The sequence below is a fragment of the Asticcacaulis solisilvae genome (assembly GCF_052327315.1).
Classification (GTDB): domain Bacteria; phylum Pseudomonadota; class Alphaproteobacteria; order Caulobacterales; family Caulobacteraceae; genus Asticcacaulis; species Asticcacaulis solisilvae_B.
Genome location: NZ_CP166196.1, coordinates 315,004 through 336,748, shown reverse-complemented (window position 1 = coordinate 336,748; position 21,745 = coordinate 315,004). Strand labels below are relative to the sequence as shown.

Below are 21,745 nucleotides of genomic sequence, written 5' to 3'. Positions count from 1 at the left end.
ATGCTGAAACGTCTGCTTGTCGTCATTGTCGCCACGCTTGGCCTGTCCGTTTCCGTAATGGCGGCTTCCGCGATGGCCGCGCCTCAGCGTGAAACCGCCGTCTTTGCCGGCGGCTGCTTCTGGAGCATGCAGAAGGCCTTCGACCACGTCCAGGGCATCATCTCGACGCGCGCCGGCTTCATGGGCGGCACTGTCAAGAATCCGTCCTATGAGGATGTCACGGGTGAAGGCACCGGCCACCTCGAAGCCGTAGAGGTCGTGTTCGATCCCTCCAAGGTCAGCTACGACACCCTGCTCGACACCTACTGGCACCACACCGACCCGACCGATCCGCGCGGCGTCATCTGCGACCTGGCGCCCAGCTACCACACGGCCATCTTCACCTTCGACGATGCCCAGTATGCCGCCGCCAACGCCTCGAAGGCCAAGGTCCAGGCCTTCCTCAAGAAGACAGTCGTGACCCAGGTCATCAAGGCGTCGTCGCTGAAGCTGCCCTTCTATCCGGCGGAGGCCTATCACCAGCATTACTGGCAGACCCACGCCGCCCAGTACGACGGCTATGCGCTGGGCTGCGGCCGCGCCATCGCCCTGCACAAGCTCTGGGGCAAGCTCGCCGACTAAGCGGTCTTCAACACGACCTTGCCTGAAACGAGGCCGTCGGCCGTGGCGGTGACCGTCACAGGGCCGGCGGCCTTTCCTGCCTGCACGATGGCGCAGGCCAGGCCGTTGAAGGCAGACCGCTGCGTCGCCTTGTCGGCTTCGTGACAGTTCGGATCGCCGTTGCCGACGCCGATGACGGCGGCGGAACCCGCGACATCGAAACGGATCAGATTGCCGGCCCTGGGAACCGTGCGGCCCCTGGCGTCGACGACCTCGGCCCGGATGACCGCACAGTCACGGCCGTCCGCCGTCAGCGCCGTGCGGTCGGCCGTCAGCACGACCCTCGCCGCGGCGCCCGCCGTCTCACGTGAATCTTTTATGACGACCTTCCCGCCCGTGTAACCATAGGCGACGATCTTGCCCGGCTGATAGGGCACGCTCCATTCGACGTGCATGTCCTTCGCCATGTCCTTCCTGCCCAGCGACTTGCCGTTGACGAACAGTTCGACCGCGTCGCAGTTCGAATAGGCCCAGACGCTGACGGTCGAGCCTGCCTCCCAATTCCAATGCGGGAACAGGTGCAGCAGCGGCTCGGGCCGCCACCAGGCACGATAGTAGTAGTAATTGTCCTTCGGGAAGCCGCAGGTATCGAGTGCGCCGAACTGCGACGAGATCGACGGCCAGTTGGGATAGGGCGTCGGTTCGCCGCGATAGTCGAAGCCCGTCCAGATGAAACCGCCGGCGATATAGGGCCTGGCATCGAAGTGCGGCCACCAGCCCTCGGCCGTATTGGCCCACCACGGCGCTTCGGTATCGTAGGCCGGCACGATGTGTTTCGCGGGATCCTTCACATATTCACCGCGCGTGGCGACCGTCGACGCCGTCTCGGTGCCGATGATCGGAATATGCGGAAAGGCCTTGTGGAAATCGTCGATCTTGTTGTCGCGATAATTGAAGCCGATGACGTCGAGCACTTCGGTAATGCCCTGCCCGTAGCCGCCGTCCATTGCCGCCGTGATGCCGCGTGTGGGGTCAAGCTCGCGGCAGACGCGCTTCATGGTGCGCGCGATATTGGCGCCGCGTTCGGTCCATTGCTGCGGCTCTTCGTTGCCGATCGACCACAGGATGATGCTTGGGTGGTTGCGGTCGCGCACGATCATGGTTCGCAGCTGGTCCAGCCCCTCTTCCGACGACGTCATCATGCGCGTCTCGTCGATGACCAGCATGCCGAGCTCGTCGCAGGCGTCGAGCAGTTCCGGGGCCGGCGGATTGTGCGAGGTGCGCCAGGCGTTGCAGCCCATCTCCTTGAGGCACTTGATGCGGTAATAGTTCAGCGCGTCCGGAATGGCCGAGCCGACGCCGGCATGGTCCTGGTGGTTGCAGGTGCCCTTGAGCTTGACCGGCTTGCCGTTGAGGAAGAAGCCCAGGTCCGCATCGAAGCGGATATCGCGGAAGCCGAAGCGGGTGGTAGCGGTGCCCAGGGTCTTGCCACCGTTCGTCAATGCCGCCGACAGACGATAAAGAGTGGGCGTCTCGATCGACCACAGTACAGGCTCGGCGAATTTCAAGGTCTGTGTCACCGTCGTCGTCGAAAACGGCGCAAAGGTCTGCGGCTTGGCCACGCCGCGAAGCGACAGATTGTCCGGGGCCTTTTCGAATTCCGGCCCCGCGTCCAGTTGTAGGCCGACGTCCTGAACCTGATCGCTGTCATTACGGATCGTCACGGACACCTCGACCGTGCCATCGGTCCTTGCCCGCACGCACACGCCGTCCTTCACGACATGGACGGGATCGTGTTTGACCAGCCAGACATGGCGGTAGATGCCGGCGCCTTCATAGAACCAGCCTTCGCCCAGGCTCGCATCGACGCGCACGGCCAGCACATTGGGCTTGCCGTCGGTATTGAGGAAGTCGGTGACGTCGACCGAGAACGGCACGTAGCCGCCGTCGTGCTCCTTGACGATATAACCGTTGAACATGACGATCGCGCTGCGGAAGACGCTGTCGAAATCGATCCGGATGCGCTTGCCCTTGTCATGGGGTGTCAGCTCAAGCGGGCGGCGGTACCAGCCGATGCTGGTTTCGGGATAGTCGCGGCCGAGCGGCTTGAAGCCGTGGTCGGCGTCCGGGTCCCAGGTAAAGCCATGGTCGTCGGGTTTGTAGGTGTCCGCCTTGGGATTGGGCACGAAGGGCAGTTCGACCGCCCAGTCGTGCGGCAGCGTAATATCGCGCCACTTCGAATCGTCGAAATCGGCTTTCGTCGCCAGGCCGGTATCCGGCCCCTGCTTGGCGAAGGTGCGCAGGCCGTCCGAGAAGCCGAAATCCTTCGCCGGGTCGTTGAGGTGCCCGAAGGCGAACTTCCAGCCCTCGTCCAGCCGGCTTCGCCCGTCCGCCGGCGCCGCCTTCGTCTGCGCGCCCGCCGTCATCGGCAATCCCATCAGGGCCAGGACGGAAGCGGATACGAGAATGTCGCGGCGGTGGGGCGTCATGAGCGTGTTTCCTGCTGTAATTATAGGACAATATAATAAAGGCCGGACGCCTGTATCGCAAGCATCCGGCCCGAGTTGCTCCGTAGGGAGGGTACGGAGGTTACGCGTAAGGTTTAGTACTTGAACGTGATGTCGGCCAGGACACGGTGACCGTAGTAGTCATAGCGGCCCAGGCGGTCTTCGACATTGTTCTGATAGGTCTTCAGCGGCGTATCGAGCAGGTTGTTGGCCTGCAGGCGCAGCTGAATGTGGCTGTTGACCGTGTAGCTGGCCGAGAAGTCCAGCGTCGTTTCAGGCTGTACGCGGATCAGCGCCGAATCGTCCCAGCCGTAGATGGCCGTGTAGGTCGAGTGGTACTTGGTGCCGAGGCGGGCATCGACGCCATGGCCCGAATACCACAGGTCGAACGTCGCCGTGGTCTTGGCCAGGCCGACCATGGGCAGGTTGTAGACCATTTCCTTGAGATCGGACTCGACCAGCGACAGGTTCGAGTAGATGCCGAAGCCCGGCAGGAAGCTGAACGGCGTCTGGAAGGTGAATTCGGCGCCGCGGATATAGCCGCCCTTGGTCGAGTTGACCGGCGAGGTCAGCGTATAGCTGTTGCCGTTGATGGTCTGGGTGCGCTGGGCGTAGCCGACATAGTTGTCGACCAGCTTGTAGTAGCCCGAGGCGGCGATCAGCGAGTCCTTGCTGAAGTAGTATTCATAGCTGGCGTCGAACTGCGTGGCCTCGAACGGCTTCAGCGACGGGTTGCCGCCACCGCCCGAATAGGGGGCGATCGGCGACAGGGTGAGCGTCGCGGTCAGGTCGTTGAGCGGCGGGCGCGAGATGACCTTGGCGGCCGACAGCTTGAGGTAGCGGCCGTCGCCATAGTCGAAGCGCGCCGTCGCCGACGGCAGGAAGGTGGTGTAGTTGCGGCCACCCGAAGCGTGGGTCACGACCAGCGGGTAGTAGGCCCAGTTGCCGCTCAGGTCCTGGTACCAGGCACCGCCCATCGACGACGTGCCGTCCGAACGGGTGTTGGCGTTGACGATACGGAAGCCGACATTGCCGTCGACCGGAACGCCCGAGAAGGTGGTGGCGTAGGTGCCTTCGAGATAGGCTTCGGCGACCTTTTCCTTGACGGTGTTGTTGGCCGGCAGGGACTTGGCGTCCTGGTACATGTCCGTACCGTAGAGGTAGTTGGACAGCTTGTCGAAGTCGCCGGTCAGGATGGTCGGAACGTCGAAGTTCTTGAAGTTGTAAGCCGTCAGCATGCTCGACGGAACGCTGGAAACGGTGCCGAGGACCGAGGCCGTGCCGCTGCCATCGGCCAGAACCTTGGTGCGGTCCGAATAGCGCACGCCGAACATCACCGAGGTGAAGCCTTCGTCAGCCAGGGTACGCTTGAAGTCGAGCTGGCCCGAGGACAGGGTGTCGGCGACACGGCCGGTCGTCCATTGACCGCCGTAGGCGCCTTGGGTCTGCGTCGCCGGATCCTGGCTGACCTTGATCACCGGCTTGCCGCGGAAATCGAAGCTTTCCCAGCTCGGATAGTAGATGAATTCGGCGGCGCGCCACAGGTTGTTGCGTTCGGCCTTCGAATAGGCGGCGTCCGCCGTGACGGTCCACGCGCCGGTCTTCCACTTGGCGTTCAGGCCGGTAACCAGCAAGGTCTTGTCTTCGGTGTACTTGGCGACGATCGACTGGTCCTGGCCGTACGGCAGGGTAGCGGCGACCACATCGCCGTTCTGGATGACCGGCTGGCCGCCGATGGCGGCGCCGGCGACGTAGTCGGCATAGTTGCCGCCGTCCCAGTTGCCCCACTTGTTGCTGCCGTACCAGGCCTGATCCTGGTTCTCGTCGATCTTCACGTCCGAGTACAACAGGTCATAAGCCAGTTCGAAGTTGTCGGCCGGCTTGTACTGCAGGCCGAGCGACGCGCCCGTACGCGTTTCGGTCAGCTTCTTGGCTTCCGACTGCGCACCCCACGGTGTGTTGTACTTGGTGGTCGGCTGGCTGGCCAGCACTGCGCCGTTGTCGGCGCCGAAGTTGTAACCCCAGCCCTGGACCGACTCGAAGCCGTTCTTCTGCTGCTGCGACGTCAGGCCGAGCACCAGGCCGAGGTTCGGCGTCAGCTTGGTGACGTAGGACAGGGCGCCGCGGTAGCCCATGCCGTCATAACCCGGGAAGCGCGAACCGCCGTCGTAATAGACGGGGCCGGCGCGCACGACCAGCGACGGGCCGTGGTAGTCGAGCGGGCGGATGGTCTGCAGGTCGACCGTGCCCGAGATGCCGCCCGAGATCAGCTTGGCTTCCGACGACTTGTAGACGGCGGCGCCCGCGATCACTTCCGACGGGTAGATTTCCCAGCGAATGTTGCGGTCGGGTTCGGACGAGGCGACTTCGCGGCCGTTGACCGTGCCCAGGACCATGCGCGCGCCGAGGCCGCGGATCGAGGCCTGGCTGTCGTTGCCGCGGTCCCGCGAAGCGTTCAGGCCCGGCAGGCGGTTCAGGGTTTCGGCAATGGTCACGTCCGGCAGGACGCCGATGTCCTTGGCCGAAACGGCTTCCATGATGCCCGTCTGGCGGCGCTTGACGTCGAGCGCTTCACGCAGCGACTTGCGTACGCCGACGACGACGACGTCCTGGGTGTCGGTCTTGGCTTCGGCGGCGGCCGGCGTCGCGGCGGCGTCGGCCGTGGCGGCGCGAACCAGCACCACCGACGAACCGTCGCGGCTCTTGATCGACAGGCCGGTGCCGCGGATCAGCGCCTCGAGCGCGGAATCGGGCGCCATCGTGCCCTGGACGGCATTGGTGCGCACGCCCTTGAGGTCGGCGGCGGTGGCCAGGACCTGAAGGTCGGATTGCTGCGCGAAGCTCGGCACGGACGACACCGCGTCCTGCGCCGGAATGTTGAAGGTCTTCTCCCCCTGCGCCATTGCCGGAGCGGCCATGGCGACGACCGCGACGGAGCCCAGGAGGGCTGCCCGCAGGCGTGCATTGTAAAAGTCTGACATGTGGATTTCCCTGTTATTATTCAGTGCCGAGCATGCTGCACAAAAGTGAAGGCACCCTTGCCGCGAGCGCATGCGCGCCCCGAATCTTGTTACGTCCCTGAAAGAAACGCAGCCCGATCCGGAGCTTTAGTCGTCGCATGCCGGGCGCAAAAAACCGGTCTCCACTTTTTTGCGGCATGCTTTAGGAAAAGGGCAGTTCCCGGCCCTTACGATGTCAGATGCGCGGGCGAATATTTTTCCGCCGCCCTTTGTACGACAATTTTATCCGGCGCCGGCTTGTGTGCCAATTATGATACGGTCAGCGCGGATGCTGACGGGGGCGCTGGAGGCGGCATGGACCGAGCGCGCGAAGTCTTCGGGCTGGTCGACGTCGAAACCGCCGACCAGCTTCAGGCTGGCCAGGGACGGATCGGCGATAACGATCTGCTGTTCGTTGTAGCGGTTGAATTCGGCCACCGCGTCCGACAGGTTTTCCTCACGCAGGATGATCCTGCGCTCGCGCCAGGCCAGCTTGCGGGTGACTTCGTCGGGCTCGAAAGCCGTCGCGACCCTGGCGGCATCGGCGACGAAGGCCTGGTCCCCGGCGGTCAGGCGCGTCTTCTTCAGGGGATCGCGCACGCTCCAGGTCTCGACCACGCCCTCGGTGACCAGGACGTCGGCGCCATCGGCGTGGCGGCGGACGCTGAAGGCGGTGCCGACCGCACGCACACGGATATCGCCAGCCGACACGACGAAAGGCGCGTCAGGATTCTTGGCGACTTCAAACCAGGCCTCGCCCTTGACCAGGTGGATATCGCGGCGGTTCTGGCTCATGGCCACATCGATGCGGCTGTCGGTATTGATGGCGGCCAGCGACCGGTCGGCCAGCGGCACCTTGCGCAGTTCGCCCCGCCCCGTTTCGAAGCTCAGCCGGCTGCGCAGGAACCAGGCCATGCCGGCCAGCGCCGCGATCGACGCGGCGACCGTGCCCATCAGCACGGCGCGGCGCGTCGGTTCCGGAAGCGCGCGGACGGGCGGCGCCTCAATCGGGCGCGACAGGACGTCTTCAACACCCCCCTCGCCATGCGTCAGCACCTGGCTGCGGTCGAGCAGCACCCACGCCGCCTCGGCGCGCAGATAGGCGCCGGCATGACGCGGGTCGGCGTCATGCCACGTCTGGAACGCGGCCTCGGCGGCCTCGTCCATCCGGCCGGAATACCGGCGCGCAACCCAGTCCGAGGCAAGCTGGTCAATCGGCGACATGCCGCGCCCCCTCAGCGCTTGCAAGCACGGGCCGGGTCAGCAACGGCGTCGCCGACAGAGTCTTCAGGATGGCCGTCAGCCCCTTCGCCGTTTCCTTTTCGACGATGTTCTCGCTGACGCCCAGACGCGCGGCGGTCTCGGCCTGCGACAGGCCGTGGACCTTGCGCAGCTCGAACACCTGGCGGCAACGGTCCGGCAGGTCGCGGATCAGGCCAAGCACCTGGTTGAGCTCCACGCGCGCGGCCGTCGCCGTTTCGGGATTCGGGGTCGCGTCGGCGACGTGCAGGTCGTCGAGATTCTGCATGGTCATGATCGACACCACGCGGTTGCGGCGAATCTGCCCCAGGACGACATTGCGCGCCATGCGGAAGACATAGGCGCGCGGATCGTCGATATGCTCGACGCTGTCCAGACGGAGCAGCCGGCAATAGACTTCCTGCACGATATCGTCGCGTTCATGCGCCTTCACACCCAGCCGCGTCAGCATACGGCGCAGATCCGCCTCATGCGGAAGGATCTGCGTACCCACGAAGGCCAGAAGGGCGGCACGGCTGTTTTTCGCCGCCGTCATGACCTTGGTTCCGTTACTATGATGCCTGGCAGCGCACTTTCCGCCATTTTTCGTATTCCTCCCTGTCGTGGCCGGCGCTTTTGCACGCGCACCGGTCCTTTATGACAGAGTCATAACACGTTTTGGCGGTTTGGCCAGTCTATTGTATTATAATATGGCCTACTGTTTCGCCAGGGCCACGGTCCGCGCGGCATTGGGCACGGTCAGGTTCAGGGCTTCGGCGGAATCGAGCCCCGCCTCCGTCTCCGCGGTACCGACCACGACGTCGCTGCCGGGCCTCAGGATCGCCTTGTAGACAAAGCCCTGCGCGGTCTTCGTCATCGCGACATCGACCCCGCCGGTGAAATCGGCGCTGATGAACTGCGTTGCCTGGCCATGATCGGGTACGGTGAAGGTGATCTCGACCGGCAGAACATAGGACGCCTTCGGCCACTCAAGTGCCGGCACGGCCTTGCCCTTGAAGTCGAAGAAGGCGGCGTTTTCCCAGTTGGAGCCCTGCGCCCAGCGCGTGCTGCACTTGGTCGACACCCAGGCCGGCTCCCAGTAGACGACGCCCATGCCGCCCGAATCGAGCGTCAGCTGCATCAGGTCGTGCATGTACCTGGCCTGGCCGTCGGGCGTCACCGGATAGCCCGGCAGGGCGGAATCCGAACCCAGCAGGTTCGGCGCATTGTCGGCATAGTCATCGGTGAACGGATAGGCGGTTTCGACGATGACCACTTCCTTGCCGAAGCGCGCATGGACGCGGCGGATGACGTCCGCGGCGGCGGCGAAGTCGTCCTTCGACCATTTGCGGTAATAGCTCATGCCGATGATGTCGAAGTCCGTGACCCCGGCCCTGGCTGCGTCGGCGAACCACGCCTCGACATTTTCCGGCTGGGCGATGTGCAGCATGATTTCCGGCTTGATCGGACTGCCTTGCGAGGCTTCACGCACGGCGCTGATACCGGCGTTGAACAGCTTGGCGTTACGCGTCCAGTTGATCGGCCCGGCTTGCTTTCCGTCGCCCGGCAGCATGATCTCGTGATTGGTTTCGTTGCCGACCTGCACGGCGTCCGGCATCAAGCCCTTGGCCTTGAGGTCGTTCAGCGTGTCGAGCGTGAACTGGTGCACGGCCTTGGCCTGCGCGTCGGTGTCGAGTTTCGCCCACGCCGCCGGCACGATCTGGTGGTCGCCGTCGGCCCAGTCGTCGGAATAGTGGAAGTCGAGCAGCACCTTCATGCCGCGCGCCTTGGCCGCCGCGATCGTCTTCGTCACGTCGGCGATATTGGAATATTTCGTCCAGGTCGGATTGTTCCACAGCCGCACCCGCACGATGTTGGTGCCCGATTTGGCGAAGATGGCGTAGGGGTCGGTTTCGCCCTGGTAGGCGTAATGCGCACCGCAGGCCTGCATCTCGTTGACGTAGGACAGGTCGGCGCCGAACCAGGGCTCGTGCGCGGAGGCGGACGTCGCGGCCAGCAGGGTGGCGGCGATCGCGGAAACAAGGATTTTCTGGGTCATATTCACTACGATGCCCGGGCGAAGAATTTCCGCCTGTTACAAAAGCGCTTTTAGCCCCAGCCTTCCTTGACGCCCTGGCGGCGCGCCGCGACCGGCGCTTCCTTCTGGACGACGATCTCGGCGCGCGGCTTGCCGAACAGGTAACCCTGGCCGTACTCGATGCCGAGCGCCTTGCACAGCTTGGCGGTTTCCTCGTCTTCGATCATCTCGGCCACGACCTTGCTGCGCAGGTCCTTGCACAGGATGGCCACCGACTTGAGCAGCGCGCGCTGGCGCGGGTTTTCGCGCGCGTCGCGCAGGAAGGGGCCGTCGATCTTGACGAAATCGACATCGAAGCGGCGGAGGTAGGCATAGGCGGCGGCGCCGGCGCCGAAGTCGTCGAGGCAGACGCCGAAGCCCTGCTGGCGCAGCCATTTCAGGAAGTTTCCGGCCGAGTCCATGTCCTCGATAGCGCTCGATTCGGTCAATTCGAACATCAGGCGGCGGTTCAGCATGCGGAACGGCGCCAAGAGCTGCTTGAGCGAGTCGCGGAAGCTGTCGTCCTGCACCGACAGGCCCGACATGTTGACGGCGATGGTGACGCCGTCGTGCGTCTGCAGGGTCTCCAGCGCCTTCTTGGCGACGGCCAGGTCGAAATCCTTGACCAGGCCCAGCTGCTCCGACAGCCGGATGGTGTCGAACACCTTGCGCCCGTCCTTGAAGCGCATCAGCGCCTCGTAATGGTGTACCTTGCGCGTATCGAGGTCGACCACCGGCTGGTAGAACAGGGTGAAGTTCTTGTCCTCGATCAGGTTGCGGATCGAGTCGAAATGCTGGACCGTCTCGTCCATGGCCTGCGCCAGGCTGTCCTGCAGCGAGGCGGCCGGCGGGCGATTGTCGGGATGGCAGAAATGGGTCAGCGCGAAGCTGAGCGCCCGCGCCACGCTATCCTCGTCGAGATTACCGGTGTTGAGCTCGAAACTAAGGACGCTCGGCTTGATGACGTCGCCGGCAACCCCGGCCGCCGCCAGGGCGTCCTTGGTCAGGTCGCTCAGGTCCTGGGTCAAGGTCTCAGGCGTCGAGGGGTCGCCCTTGGCCGGCGCCAGATAGCTGAATTCTTCCTCGGACAGACGCGCGGCGGCATTGCCGCCCATCGAGTGCGCGCGCAGGGCCGAGCCGATTTCACTGAGCAACTGGTCGGACTGGGCGCTGGGCAGGCCGCGGATGACACCCGCCAGCCCCTTGAAACGGATCAGTTTCATTTCGCGCGGCGCGCGGTCGCCATCGAGATCGAGGACGCGTTCCGCCATCTCCTCGAAATCCTCGCGGTCGAGCAGGCCCGTGGCGTCGTGGCTTTCGGTCGTCAGCACCATGGCGTCGGACAGGACGGTCAGGCTGATATAGATACCGCCGGCGGTCGGCAAGTGGCAGGCGCCGAGATTGACCAGCAGGGGCGTACCCGAACGCTGGTCGAGATGCAGGCCGCACGGTTCGATGCGGCCGGCGCGCAGGGCGCGTTGCAGGAGATGACGGGCGAAGGTGCGGTCCGACGCAGCGAAAACGTCGATGATGTCGCGGCCGTTCAAATCACCGAGGTGACCCAGAAGCGCCTGGCTGGCGCCAATCGTCTGGACGATTTTCAGGTCCGGTCCGGCCTCTATGAGCAGGTCGGCCGCCGCCAGCGAAAAAGCCATGTACCGGTCGCGCTGGCGCTTGAAATCGTCGCTCATACTGTCCCGTTCCGCCCTGGGGCGCCCTCTTTTTGAGGGCTTGAAGGAACGATGATATGCGCCAACCCTTAAAATTTGGCTTCGATATAAAAATGCACCCTGCGCGGGCAGGGTGCATCGGGAAGGTTTGAACGCTACGCTACTTTATAGGGTACGGCGCCGCCGGCGGGTCAGCCGATATCGAGCTTCATGTCCTCGAGCAGGGCGCGGAGATATTCGCGATTGATGCGGTCTTCATCGACCGGCGGACGCTGCGCGGTCGCGCCGGGGCGCATGGTGTCGGCGCCGGGGACGCGGTTTACGCTGCGGGCCAGCGGCGCGGACGCCACGTCGGTCATGCGCGTGCGCGCCGGTGCGTCGACCCAGTTGACCGGAATTTCGAACCAGAAGTTCGAGCCTTCGCCGACGCGCGAGACGACGCCGATATGGCCGCCCAGCAGGTCGACAATGGCCTTGGCGATCGACAGGCCGATGCCGGAACCCGAAACGCGGTTGCCGTTCATGTCCTGGACATTGCCGCCGAACAGGCCGTGCGACTGCTCGTCGCTCATGCCGATGCCGGTGTCACGCACCGAAATGCGCAGCCAGGTGCCGTTGTCGACCATGACCTGCGAGGCCGTGACGTTGATCAGCCCGCCCTTGGTGAACTTGACCGCGTTCGACATCAGGTTCTGGATGACCTGGCGGACGCGCATGACGTCCATCTGGGCCCACGAATTGTCGAAATCGACGAAGTGGGCGTTGAGGCGGGTCTGGTTCGACTGCGCCAGCGGCGCGAACTGGTTGACCAGGTCCTTGACGAAGCTGACCACGTTCACCGACTCTTCGGTCGTGTGGGCGTGGGCCGTTTCGCGGACCGACGGCGCGGTTTCCAGCGCGGTCGTTTCGATCGTGTCCTTGACCATCGACTGCAGCGCCTTGGCCGACTTCATCAGGTTCTGCGTGTACGACGCGATGTCCGGATTATCGTGGCGGTGTTCGTTGATCAGTCGCGCATAGCCCAGGATGTTGTTGAGCGGGGTCTTCAGCTCGCTGGTGATCTGTTCCAGGAAGGCCGTCTTGGCGCTGTCGGCCTCGTCGGCGGCCATGCGGGCCCGGACCAGTTCCTCGGCGTCGTTGGCGCCTTCGGTGATGTCGCGGACGCAGGCGCACAGGCGGGCCGGCTTGCCGTCCTCACCCAGTTCGACGCCGCCCTTGGTGCGGACCGTGCGCGTGACCTTGTCCTTGCGGCGCATGATGTTGACGGTGAAGTCGAAGTCCTCGCCCTGGTTCACGGCGCGCTGGAAGCGGTCGATAATGATCGCCTGGTCTTCCTGCTCGTAGATGTCGAGCTGGGTGGCGACGCGCGGCTTGTACGACTTGGGGCTGATGCCGTAGACGGCGTACAGGCCCTTGGACCAGGTGATTTCGCGCGTCTTCAGGTCGATCGCCCAGTAACCGATGCCCGTCATTTCCTGGGCGAGATCGAAGCGCGACTGCTGCGACTTGATTTCCGAAGCCAGTTCGTTGCGCTCGAGCGTCGATTGCGCCAGCGCGATCGTCGTGGCGGCATTGTTGGCGAACTGACGGAACAGGTTGATCCTCGAGGCGGTGAAGTCGTGGCGCGGCGTGCGCTCGCACAGGGCCAGGACACCCAGGACGACACCGTCCGACACCAGCGGCATGTCGGCATAGAAACGGATTTTCGGGCCGTTGAGCACGGCGCTTTCCAGGAAGTAGCGCGCGTCGGCCGTCGCATCGTTTATCACCAGGCTTTCACCCGGGATCAGCTTGCGCTGCGAGAAGCTGAGGTCGTCGAGCATGGCGGCGCTGGCGAAGCCGGCCGTGCCGCTGACAACCAGCTGGCTGCCCTCGTAAAGCTTGATCAGCACCATCGGCGTTTCGAACACGCCGGCGGCAAGGTCGCAGATCGAGGTGCAGATCCGGCCGAATTCAAGGTCGCGACCCTGTGATTCGATCGCGGGAGCGGCGGTTTGAGCGATGACTTCGGCGGCTTGGGGCATGGGAAAACCTTTATGGATACCGCGAAGTTAACCAAAAAGGTTTACCCATTTGTAAATATGAACGGCCCCATCTTAACGATGTTATTAACGCGCAAATGACCGCGGCGGCCAGGTTTCGGGCTTGCGCGTTCTCATATTTGAGAATATTTCTCCAATATGAGCGAAATTTCCGATAATGATCTCGACAGCCGCCTTGCCGCCCGCATCCAGGCGTTAAGAATCGACCGCGGCTGGACGCTCGACGACCTGGCGGCGCAAAGCGGCCTGTCGCGCGCCACCTGCTCGCGCGTCGAACGCGGCGAAACCAGCCCGACGGCGGCGCAACTCGGCCGGCTGTGCAGCGCCCTGCGCCTGACCATGTCGCAACTGTTGTCGCCGCTTGACGCCCCCGTCGCCGAAATCGTCCGGCGCACGCAGCAAAGCCTGTGGACCGATCCGGAAACCGGCTTTCGCCGCCGCATCGTTTCGCCTCCGTCGCGAGACCTTGCCATCGAGATGATCGAAAGTGAACTGCCGTCCGGTGCCGACATCATTTACGACGCGCCGCCGCTGGCCGGGATGGAGCAGCATATCTGGATGCTGTCGGGCGCGCTCGACTTCAGCCATGCGGACACGGCGCATCACCTCGAAGCCGGCGACTGCCTGCGTCTGCACCTGTGGGGCCGCACGCGCTTCCAGGTCCCGGGCGCGGAACCGGCCCGTTATCTTGTCGCGATCGCGAGGAAAAGCTGATGGATATCAAGGAAGGCCAGCTCGACGACCCGCGCGTCCTCGAACTCCTCGAAACGCACGTGGCGCGGGCACGGGCGGAAACCGCCCCCGGGAAGGCGCATGCGCTTGACGTCTCGGGCCTCAAGACGTCCGATATCCGCTTCTTTACCCTGTGGGACGGCGACGACCTGCTCGGCTGCGGGGCGCTGAAGACGCTGTCGCCCGATCATGGCCCAAGCCATGGTGAGGTCAAATCCATGCATACCGCCGAAGCCCGGCGCAAGTCCGGCGCCGGCGGCCGCATCCTGACACATATGATAAGTGAAGCGCGCGCCATGGGTCTCGGCCGGCTGAGCCTGGAAACAGGAACCTGGCCCTATTTCCACGCCGCCTACCGGTTCTACCTGCGTCACGGCTTTATCGACTGCCCGCCTTTTGCCGGCTACGAGGCCGATCCCGACCGGCGCTTTATGACGCTCGACTTAAACGCGCCCCGTCCAGACCGTAATAGGTCATGAAGACGTCGATGGCGCGGTCGATATGTTTGTACATCTGCTCTTCGGTCGGCTTGGCCAGGTTGAGCAGACGCTTGAAATGAATATCGCCGAACAGCAGGCTTTTCAGAATGATCGCCGCCTCGTCGATATCGGGCGCGTCGATCTGGCGCTTTTCATGCGCCGTGCGCAGCAAAGCCTTCAGCGTGACGCGGCCGTTTTCCTCGATCGCTTCGCTGAACAGCGCCGCCAGGCCGGGATTGCGGTGGCTTTCCTCGATGATCAGTTGCATCGTGCGGGCGCCCCAGTCGGACAACACCACTGACATAAGCTGACGCGATACCGTGGTCAGGGATTGCCTGAGATCTTCGGTGCCGATGTGGGCCTGGAAGACGTTCGCCATGACCGCGCATTGATCACGGATGATTGCGGCGAACAGTTCTTCCTTGCTGCTGAAATAGGCGTATAGCGTCGCCTTTGAACCGCCGAGGCGGCCCGAGATCATAGACATGCTGGCGCCGGCATAGCCGACTTCATAAAAGACTTCGCGCGCCGTTTCGATGATACGCGCCCGGCGTTCGTCGCGAAAGTTGGGTACCTGGGTGTCCATTCTAAATCTGAACCATACTGTACGTTTTTTGTTGACTTGCTGTGGATAGTAGCGCATAGAAACGAAACTGTACAGTACGGTTCACCTTTTTGTGTTGCAGGATTTCCTCCCCCATGCTGCCCCCGATCATGTTTCCCGTTGAAATCGCAGGTATTTCCCTGCGCAAGATAAGCGTCCTGGCCTTGATTGTCGCGACCGCCGGCCTTTCCGCCTGTGCTGCGGTGCCGAAGTCGACGACCGACACCCCCGTCAAGGCCGAGAGCCTGGCCGCCGACCAGAGCCTGAAGGGCGAGGCCGGCGCCTGGCCCGCCCGCGAGTGGTGGAAGGGTTTCAACGATCCGCAACTCGACGCCCTGATGAGCGAGGCCTTCACCTCTTCGCCCGACCTCAAGGCCGCGCAGGCGCGCGTCGCCTCGGCCGAGGCCTTCTACGACCGGGTCAAGGCCGTCCTGTCGCCCACCGTCACGGCCAATGGCTCGGTCGTCGAGACCAAGCAAAGCCTGAACATGGGCTTCCCGGACGCCTTCAAGTCGTTCCTGCCCGGCGGCTATCTGCCCGAAGGCCGCTTTACGCTGGACGCCAACTACGACATCGACCTGTGGGGCAAGAGCCACGCGGCGCTGCGCGGCTCGATCGGCCAGGCCCGTGCCGCCGAACTGGAAGCCGAGGTCGCCCGCCAGACCCTGGCGCAGCAGATCGCCCGCGCCTATGTCGAACTCGATCGTCTCTACCAGGAGCGCGACGACCTGGGCGAAATCAAGCAGGGCGCCGACATGCGCACCGACCTGATCCAGGCCCGCCTCGACCACAATCTCGACACCATGGACGTGCTGTTGCGCGCCCAGGACGACCAGGCCCAGGTCAACCAGCGCCTGGCCGCCATCGACGGCGCCATCCGCGTCCAGGGCAATTTGATCGCGGCGCTGATCGGCGCCGGTCCCGACCGTGGCCTGCAGATCACCCGCCCCAAGCTGGCCCCGGCCGGCATCGACACCTTGCCCGACGACGTGCGCGCCGACCTTCTGGGCCGCCGCCCCGACGTCCAGGCCGCCCGCCTGCGTGTCGAAGCGCAGGGCGAGAACATCAAGTATACGCGCGCCGACTTCTATCCCAACGTCAAGCTGAACGCCTCGTGGGGCATCCAGGCGGTCGGCCTGCAATATCTTGGCGATCCCAAGTCGCAGATCGGCACGATCGGGCCGGCGATCAGCCTGCCGCTGTTCAACGGCGGCAATCTTCGCGCCGCCTACCGTTCGTCGGAAGCCGACTACAACGCCGCCGTCGCGACCTACGACAAGACCCTGACCCAGGCCCTGCAACAGGTGGCCGACGCCGCGACCAACTCGCAGTCGACCGTCGGCCAGATCAAGGAAGCCGGCCGCCGGGTCGATGCCGCGCAAAAGAGCTACGACCTCTCCAAGGCGCGCTTCGGCAAGGGTCTCGGCACCAAGGTCGATGTCCTTCAGGCCCATTCGGCGCTGATCTCAGCCGAACTTGATGAGACAAACTTAAAGGCTCAGGCCTACAATAACCGCATAGCCTTCATCGCCGCGCTCGGCGGCGGTTTCCAGCAGCAATAGATCCAGACGATTTCATCGCAGATTCAAAACCGAAGTTAGCATCATGGCCGAAGATTCCTCCCCCCAACGTACCGACAACGCCGAACAATATACCCCGCCCTCGCCTCCGGGCGGCGGCAACGGCGGTAACGGCGGCGCCCCCAAGGCAACCGCCAGCAAGAGCCGCGGTCCGCTGTTCATGATTTTCGGCGGCGTCGTGGTCCTGGGCGGTCTCGCCTGGGGCGCCTACGAGCTGCTCGAAGGCGGCAAGACGGTGTCGACCGACAACGCCTATGTCGAAGCCTCGTCCGCCACGGTGACCCCGCAAATCGCGGCCACCGTCAAGACGGCCGACATCTTCGACACCAAGCCGGTCAAGGCCGGCGACGTGTTGGTCACGCTCGACGACACCGACGCGCAGCTGGCGCTGGCCCAGGCTCAGGCCCAGCTCGACCAGGCCCGCCGCCAGGTCAAGGGCTACTACACCGCCGACACCACCCTGGCCGCCCAGGCCAGCGCCGCCCAGGCCGACGTAGGCTCGGCCGACGCCGCCCTGGCCCAGGCCCAGAAGGCCTATGACGACCGCAAGGCGCTGGTCGCCATCGGCGCCGTCGCCGGCGAAGACCTGACCAATGCCAAGGCCGCGCTCGACAAGGCCCAGGCCGCCGCAACGGCTGCCCGCGCCCAGGTCGCCGCCGCCCAAGGGCAGCGCGCCCAGAACGCCGTGCAGATTTCCGACAGCGATGTCGAGGCCAACCCGGCCGTCAAGGCCGCCGAGGTCCACGTCCAGCAGGCCCAGGTCGATGTCGACCGCACGGTCATCCGCGCGCCGATCAACGGCGTCATCGCCAAGAACACGGTCGAAGTCGGCCAGCGCGTCCAGGTCGGCACGCCGATCATGACGGTCGTGCCGATCGAGAACGCCTATGTGAACGCGAACTTCAAGGAAGTTCAGCTCAAGAAGGTCAAGGTCGGCCAGCCGGTCGTCCTGACGTCGGACCTCTACGGCCATTCGGTCAAGTTCCACGGCAAGGTCGTGGGCCTGTCGGGCGGCACGGGCTCGGCCTTCTCGGTCATCCCGGCCCAGAACGCCACCGGCAACTGGATCAAGGTCGTGCAACGCCTGCCCGTCCGCATCGCGCTCGATCCGCGCGAGCTCAAGCAACACCCTCTGCGGGTCGGCATGAGCATGGACGCCAAGATCGACGTGGCCGACTAAGGTTTCAAGCGGCGCGGGTCACACCCGCGCCGTTCGTTTTTAAAGATATTTTTTCAAGGACAGGACCATGTCTGGTGCTGCGACCGCCGACGGCACAAGTGTGCCTCAAACGCCCCGTAAACAACTGACCGGCATGACGCTATGGATGTCCGGCATCCTGCTGGCGCTCGCCAACTTCGTCGCCATTCTCGACGTCTCCATCGCCAACGTCTCGGTGCCCAACATCGCCGGCGCACTCGGCGCCTCGACCTCTCAGGGCACCTGGGTCATCACCTCCTATGCCGTCGCCGAGGCCATCTCGGTGCCGCTGACCGGGTGGCTGGCGTCGCGCTTCGGCACGGTGCGCACCTTCTCGGTCGCGCTTATCGGCTTCGGCATCGCCTCGCTATTGTGCGGCATGGCGCCCTCGCTCAGCCTGCTGGTCGTCGCCCGCATCATCCAGGGCTTCTGCGGCGGCCCGCTGATGCCGCTGTCGCAAACCCTGCTGCTGTCGATCTTCCCGCCGAAGCTGCGGCCGGCCGCCATGTCGATCTGGGCCATCACCACGCTGATCGCGCCTATCGCCGGCCCCGTGCTCGGCGGCACCCTGTGCGACAACTATGGCTGGGGCTCGATCTTCCTGGTCAACGTGCCCATCGCCATCGGCGCCGGCTTCCTGGTGTGGCGCGTCCTGTTCAGTCAGGAAACCCAGACGGTCAAGGCGCGCGTCGATGTCATCGGCCTCGGCCTGCTGGTCCTGTGGGTCGGCGCGCTGCAGATCATGCTCGACCTCGGCAAGGAAAACGAATGGTTCGCCTCGCCCTTCATCATCTCGCTGGCCGTCGTCGCGGCCCTGGGCTTCGTCGCCTTCATCATCTGGGAGCTGACCGACACGAATCCGATCGTCGATCTGCGCGTCTTCCGCCATCGCGGCTTTACACTGGCCATGGTGTGCATGGCGCTGATGATCGGTTCGTTCTTTGCCATCAACGTCCTGGCGCCCATGTGGATGCAGCTCAATCTGGGCTGGACCGCCACCTGGGCCGGTAACGCCACGGGTCTGATCGGTATCCTGGCCATCTTCGCCGCGCCGATTTCGGCCCAGCTGACCACCAAGGTCGATCCGCGCAAGCTGATCTTCCTGGGCGTCATGTGGCTGGCCTTCGTCACCTTCATGCGCTCGCACGCCGACACAGGCATGAGCTTCGGCCAGATCGGCATCTGGATCTTCCTGGCGGGCGCCGGCATGCCCTTCTTCTTCATGCCGCTGATCGCCATCTCCATGGGCGCGGTCAAACCGGAGGAAACCGCCTCGGCGGCAGGCCTGCAGAACTTCATCCGCACCATGTCCGGCGCCGTCGCAACCTCGTTCGTCACGACGGCGTGGGAGAATTCGACCAATGCCAACCACGCCAAGCTGGCGCCGCTGACGAATTTCGACGACCTCAACCATGTCTTCGGCGGCAGCGGATCGTCGGCAACCCTGGCCATGTCCGACCAGCTTGTGCAGAGCCAGGCGATGATGATCGCGACCAATGAAATCTTCATGGGTGCGGCCATTGTCTTCGCCATCTGCGCGACCCTGGCCTGGACCCTGCCGCGGCCCAAGGGCCCGGTCGATATGAGCGCCGCTCACTAGGCGCCGCTCTACACATCACAAGATCCTCGCTCCCGGCGAGGGCGCCGTGGCAACGCCGCGGCAGAGAGGGAGTGGATTTCCCGGCCCACTCCCTCTTTTTATTTGCTCAGGCGCAGCAAGGGCTCCTCGCCCATAGCGAAGCGCTACCGCTTCGCTGCTTGAGCGCAAAGCCTCGGGCACGCAGTCGCGCTTGCCGAAACGCTTCGCATTTCGGAGTTTTCGGGCGGTGCGCAATTTGATACCTCGGCGTTGCAAATTGTGATCACAAACCGTAGGATTCCGCAAACACCCGGAGCCTGATCATGAGCGCCAATGCCGACCTCGCCGCCCGCCGTGCCTTAGCCGTTCCGCGCGGGGTCGGCCACGCCACCACACTCTATGCCGCGCACGCCGAAAACGCCGAGTTGTGGGACGCCGACGGCCGGCGCTTCATCGACTTCGCCGGCGGCATCGCCGTGCTCAATACCGGCCACCGCCACCCGAAAGTCCAGGCGGCAGCCTTAGCGCAGATGAACGCCTTTACGCACACCGCCTTCCAGGTCGTGCCTTACGAAAGCTACATCGCCCTGGCCGAACGCCTCAACGCCTTGGCACCGATCGACGGACCCGCCAAGTCGGTCTTCTTCACCACCGGCGCCGAAGCCGTCGAAAACGCCGTCAAGATCGCCCGCGCCCATACCCGCCGCGACGGCATCATCGCCTTTACCGGCGGCTTCCATGGCCGCACGGCGCTTACCTCGGCCCTGACCGGCAAGGTCGTGCCTTACAAGAAGGATCTGGGGCCGCCGCAGGCCGGTATCTACCACCTGCCCTTCCCCGTCGAAGCCCACGGCATATCCGCCGACGATACGTTGAAAATGCTCGACTACCTGTTCAAGGCCGACATCGCGCCGGACGCCGTCGCCGCCATCATCATCGAACCCGTCCAGGGCGAAGGCGGTTTCCTGATCACGCCACCCGAACTGATGGCCGCCCTTCGCAAAATCTGCGACACGCACGGCATCCTGCTGATCGCCGACGAGGTCCAGACCGGCTTCGGCCGCACCGGCAAGCTGTTCGCCATGGAGCACTATGAGGCCCGCCCCGACCTGATGACCATGGCCAAGTCGCTGGCCGGCGGCTATCCGCTGTCTGGCGTCGTGGGACGCGCCGAGGTGATGGACGCGCCGGTCACCGGCGGCCTCGGCGGCACCTACGGCGGCAATCCGGTCGCCTGCGCCGCGGCGCTGGCCGTGCTCGACGTCATCGCAGAGGAAGGCCTTCTGGCAAAAGCCGAGGCGCAAGGGACGAAGCTGCTGACGCGCCTGAAAGCGCTCAGCCAGCGCAACGGCATCGTGCCGGTCGACGCCATCCGCGGCCTGGGCGCGATGGTCGCCTTCGACATCGTCACCGAACGCGGCAGCCACACACCCGATGCAGGCCTAGCCAAACAGGTAACGCAAAAAGCGCAGGAAAACGGCCTGATCCTGCTGACCTGCGGCGTCTATGCCAACACGATCCGCCTGCTCTGCCCGCTGACCGCGTCCGACGCCATCCTCGACGAAGGCCTGGACAAGCTGGAGGCTGCCCTCAGCCTTTAGCGCGCACGAAGATATTGGCCGTCAGCCGTCCACGCCTCGGATCCGGGCTGAAGGCGAAATTCGGCGGCAAGACGCCCGAATGCAGGATATTGCCGGGATAGATGGCGGCGCGGTTGAAGCGCGCCTCGACCATGCCGAGTTCGGTAAAGCCGTTGCCATGGCCCGCATGATAGCCCTCGGCCGGCCCGAATTCTTTCAGATCCTCGGCGCGCGCCGGTCCATAAAGCTCGAGACGCTCCATGGTCAGGGTCTCATAACCGGTACGGTCGTGACGATAGAAGGCCGTGCCGCCGCCCGGGGTCTTTGACAGATAGTGAATGATGGCAAAGCCTTCGCCGTCGGCATGGTCGAAGTGCGGCACGCGTTGCAGCGGCCCCAGGGCATCCGGCGGCATCGTCACCAAGGAAAATCCCGCATCGGTGATTTCGTACCGCGTCAAGCCGTAGACCTGGTGCATGAGGGGGCCAAGCGCCTGGCAAACGGCTTCGACATAGCCGAAGCGCGGTGCGTCGTTCGGGAGGATGCGGTGACGGACACCCGGATAGTAGTGACCTTCCTGCCGGGGAAACGGCGCCACATCGGTCGCCAAGTCGATAACATGATCGGGGTCCTGAAAGAAGTCGTCGATGACAACGACCGGAACCTGTTCCTCACCCATAAGAATGCGCTGTACGGACACACACTTCTCCTTAAGACTGGACGCTTTCTGACGCAAAATCAGACCCGTTGCAAATCCCGCGCGCCGCTTTGGGGCCTTATACGATCCGGCAGACCAAATCGCCGCTCTGATTTTTGTTTTCGCATCGTGTTTATCCAAAAAGTGGTTTCCACTTTTTGG

Annotated in this window: 16 protein-coding genes; 7 read left to right on the top strand and 9 right to left on the bottom strand. The window is 64.2% G+C overall.

What is annotated here, in order from left to right; genetic code table 11:
* Nucleotides 1-621: a peptide-methionine (S)-S-oxide reductase MsrA gene (gene msrA / locus AB8717_RS01475; RefSeq protein ID WP_443749257.1), complete on the top strand. Its 621-nt coding sequence runs from the start codon at nt 1-3 to the stop codon at nt 619-621.
* Here msrA and galA read toward each other — a convergent pair.
* The 7 genes from galA to AB8717_RS01440 form a co-directional block, all read right to left on the bottom strand.
* Entirely contained in the window at nt 618-3,089 is a 2,472-nt protein-coding gene (gene galA / locus AB8717_RS01470) for a beta-galactosidase GalA (RefSeq protein WP_443749256.1), read from the bottom strand. The two genes, msrA and galA, sit on opposite strands and share 4 nt — an antisense overlap.
* Nucleotides 3,090-3,202: 113 nt before the next feature.
* A complete protein-coding gene (locus tag AB8717_RS01465) occupies nt 3,203-6,088 on the bottom strand; it encodes a TonB-dependent receptor (protein WP_443749255.1) in 2,886 nt (961 codons plus the stop codon).
* 261 nt (nt 6,089-6,349) lie between these two features.
* Complete coding sequence (locus tag AB8717_RS01460) at nt 6,350-7,330, bottom strand: FecR family protein (RefSeq protein WP_443749254.1); 981 nt, start codon at nt 7,328-7,330, stop codon at nt 6,350-6,352.
* Complete coding sequence (locus AB8717_RS01455; protein WP_443749253.1) at nt 7,317-7,901, bottom strand: RNA polymerase sigma factor; 585 nt, start codon at nt 7,899-7,901, stop codon at nt 7,317-7,319. The genes AB8717_RS01460 and AB8717_RS01455 overlap by 14 nt, the downstream gene beginning before the upstream one ends.
* 159 nt (nt 7,902-8,060) lie before the next feature.
* On the bottom strand, nt 8,061-9,404 hold the full coding sequence (locus AB8717_RS01450; RefSeq protein WP_443749252.1) for a glycoside hydrolase family 53 protein: 1,344 nt from the start codon (nt 9,402-9,404) through the stop codon (nt 8,061-8,063).
* A gap of 50 nt (nt 9,405-9,454) precedes the next feature.
* On the bottom strand, nt 9,455-11,113 hold the full coding sequence (locus AB8717_RS01445; protein WP_443749251.1) for an EAL domain-containing protein: 1,659 nt from the start codon (nt 11,111-11,113) through the stop codon (nt 9,455-9,457).
* 170 nt (nt 11,114-11,283) lie between these two features.
* On the bottom strand, nt 11,284-13,116 hold the full coding sequence (locus tag AB8717_RS01440; protein WP_443749250.1) for an ATP-binding protein: 1,833 nt from the start codon (nt 13,114-13,116) through the stop codon (nt 11,284-11,286).
* Between the two features lie 156 nt (nt 13,117-13,272).
* Between AB8717_RS01440 and AB8717_RS01435 the strand changes: the two genes are divergently transcribed.
* Both AB8717_RS01435 and AB8717_RS01430 read left to right on the top strand, forming a co-directional pair.
* The gene (locus AB8717_RS01435; RefSeq protein ID WP_443749249.1) at nt 13,273-13,848 is read left to right on the top strand and encodes a helix-turn-helix domain-containing protein; all 576 of its coding nucleotides are present in this window, start codon (nt 13,273-13,275) and stop codon (nt 13,846-13,848) included.
* The gene (locus AB8717_RS01430; protein ID WP_443749248.1) at nt 13,848-14,345 is read left to right on the top strand and encodes a GNAT family N-acetyltransferase; all 498 of its coding nucleotides are present in this window, start codon (nt 13,848-13,850) and stop codon (nt 14,343-14,345) included. The genes AB8717_RS01435 and AB8717_RS01430 overlap by 1 nt, the downstream gene beginning before the upstream one ends.
* Here AB8717_RS01430 and AB8717_RS01425 read toward each other — a convergent pair.
* Nucleotides 14,296-14,931, bottom strand: coding sequence for a TetR/AcrR family transcriptional regulator (locus tag AB8717_RS01425; RefSeq protein ID WP_443749247.1), 636 nt, complete (start codon nt 14,929-14,931; stop codon nt 14,296-14,298). The two genes, AB8717_RS01430 and AB8717_RS01425, sit on opposite strands and share 50 nt — an antisense overlap.
* 113 nt (nt 14,932-15,044) lie before the next feature.
* Here AB8717_RS01425 and AB8717_RS01420 point away from each other — a divergent pair, with 113 nt between their 5' ends.
* From AB8717_RS01420 to gabT, 4 genes are all read left to right on the top strand, one after another.
* Entirely contained in the window at nt 15,045-16,511 is a 1,467-nt protein-coding gene (locus AB8717_RS01420) for an efflux transporter outer membrane subunit (protein ID WP_443749246.1), read from the top strand.
* A gap of 43 nt (nt 16,512-16,554) precedes the next feature.
* The gene (locus AB8717_RS01415) at nt 16,555-17,709 is read left to right on the top strand and encodes an HlyD family secretion protein (RefSeq protein ID WP_443749245.1); all 1,155 of its coding nucleotides are present in this window, start codon (nt 16,555-16,557) and stop codon (nt 17,707-17,709) included.
* Nucleotides 17,710-17,776: 67 nt separating this feature from the next.
* Nucleotides 17,777-19,327, top strand: coding sequence for a DHA2 family efflux MFS transporter permease subunit (locus AB8717_RS01410; protein ID WP_443749244.1), 1,551 nt, complete (start codon nt 17,777-17,779; stop codon nt 19,325-19,327).
* Between the two features lie 302 nt (nt 19,328-19,629).
* Complete coding sequence (gene gabT, locus AB8717_RS01405; protein WP_443749243.1) at nt 19,630-20,907, top strand: 4-aminobutyrate--2-oxoglutarate transaminase; 1,278 nt, start codon at nt 19,630-19,632, stop codon at nt 20,905-20,907.
* Here the strand turns inward: gabT and AB8717_RS01400 are convergent.
* The gene (locus AB8717_RS01400; RefSeq protein ID WP_443749242.1) at nt 20,897-21,586 is read right to left on the bottom strand and encodes a DUF6445 family protein; all 690 of its coding nucleotides are present in this window, start codon (nt 21,584-21,586) and stop codon (nt 20,897-20,899) included. The two genes, gabT and AB8717_RS01400, sit on opposite strands and share 11 nt — an antisense overlap.
* Between the last annotated feature and the right edge of the window lie 159 nt (nt 21,587-21,745).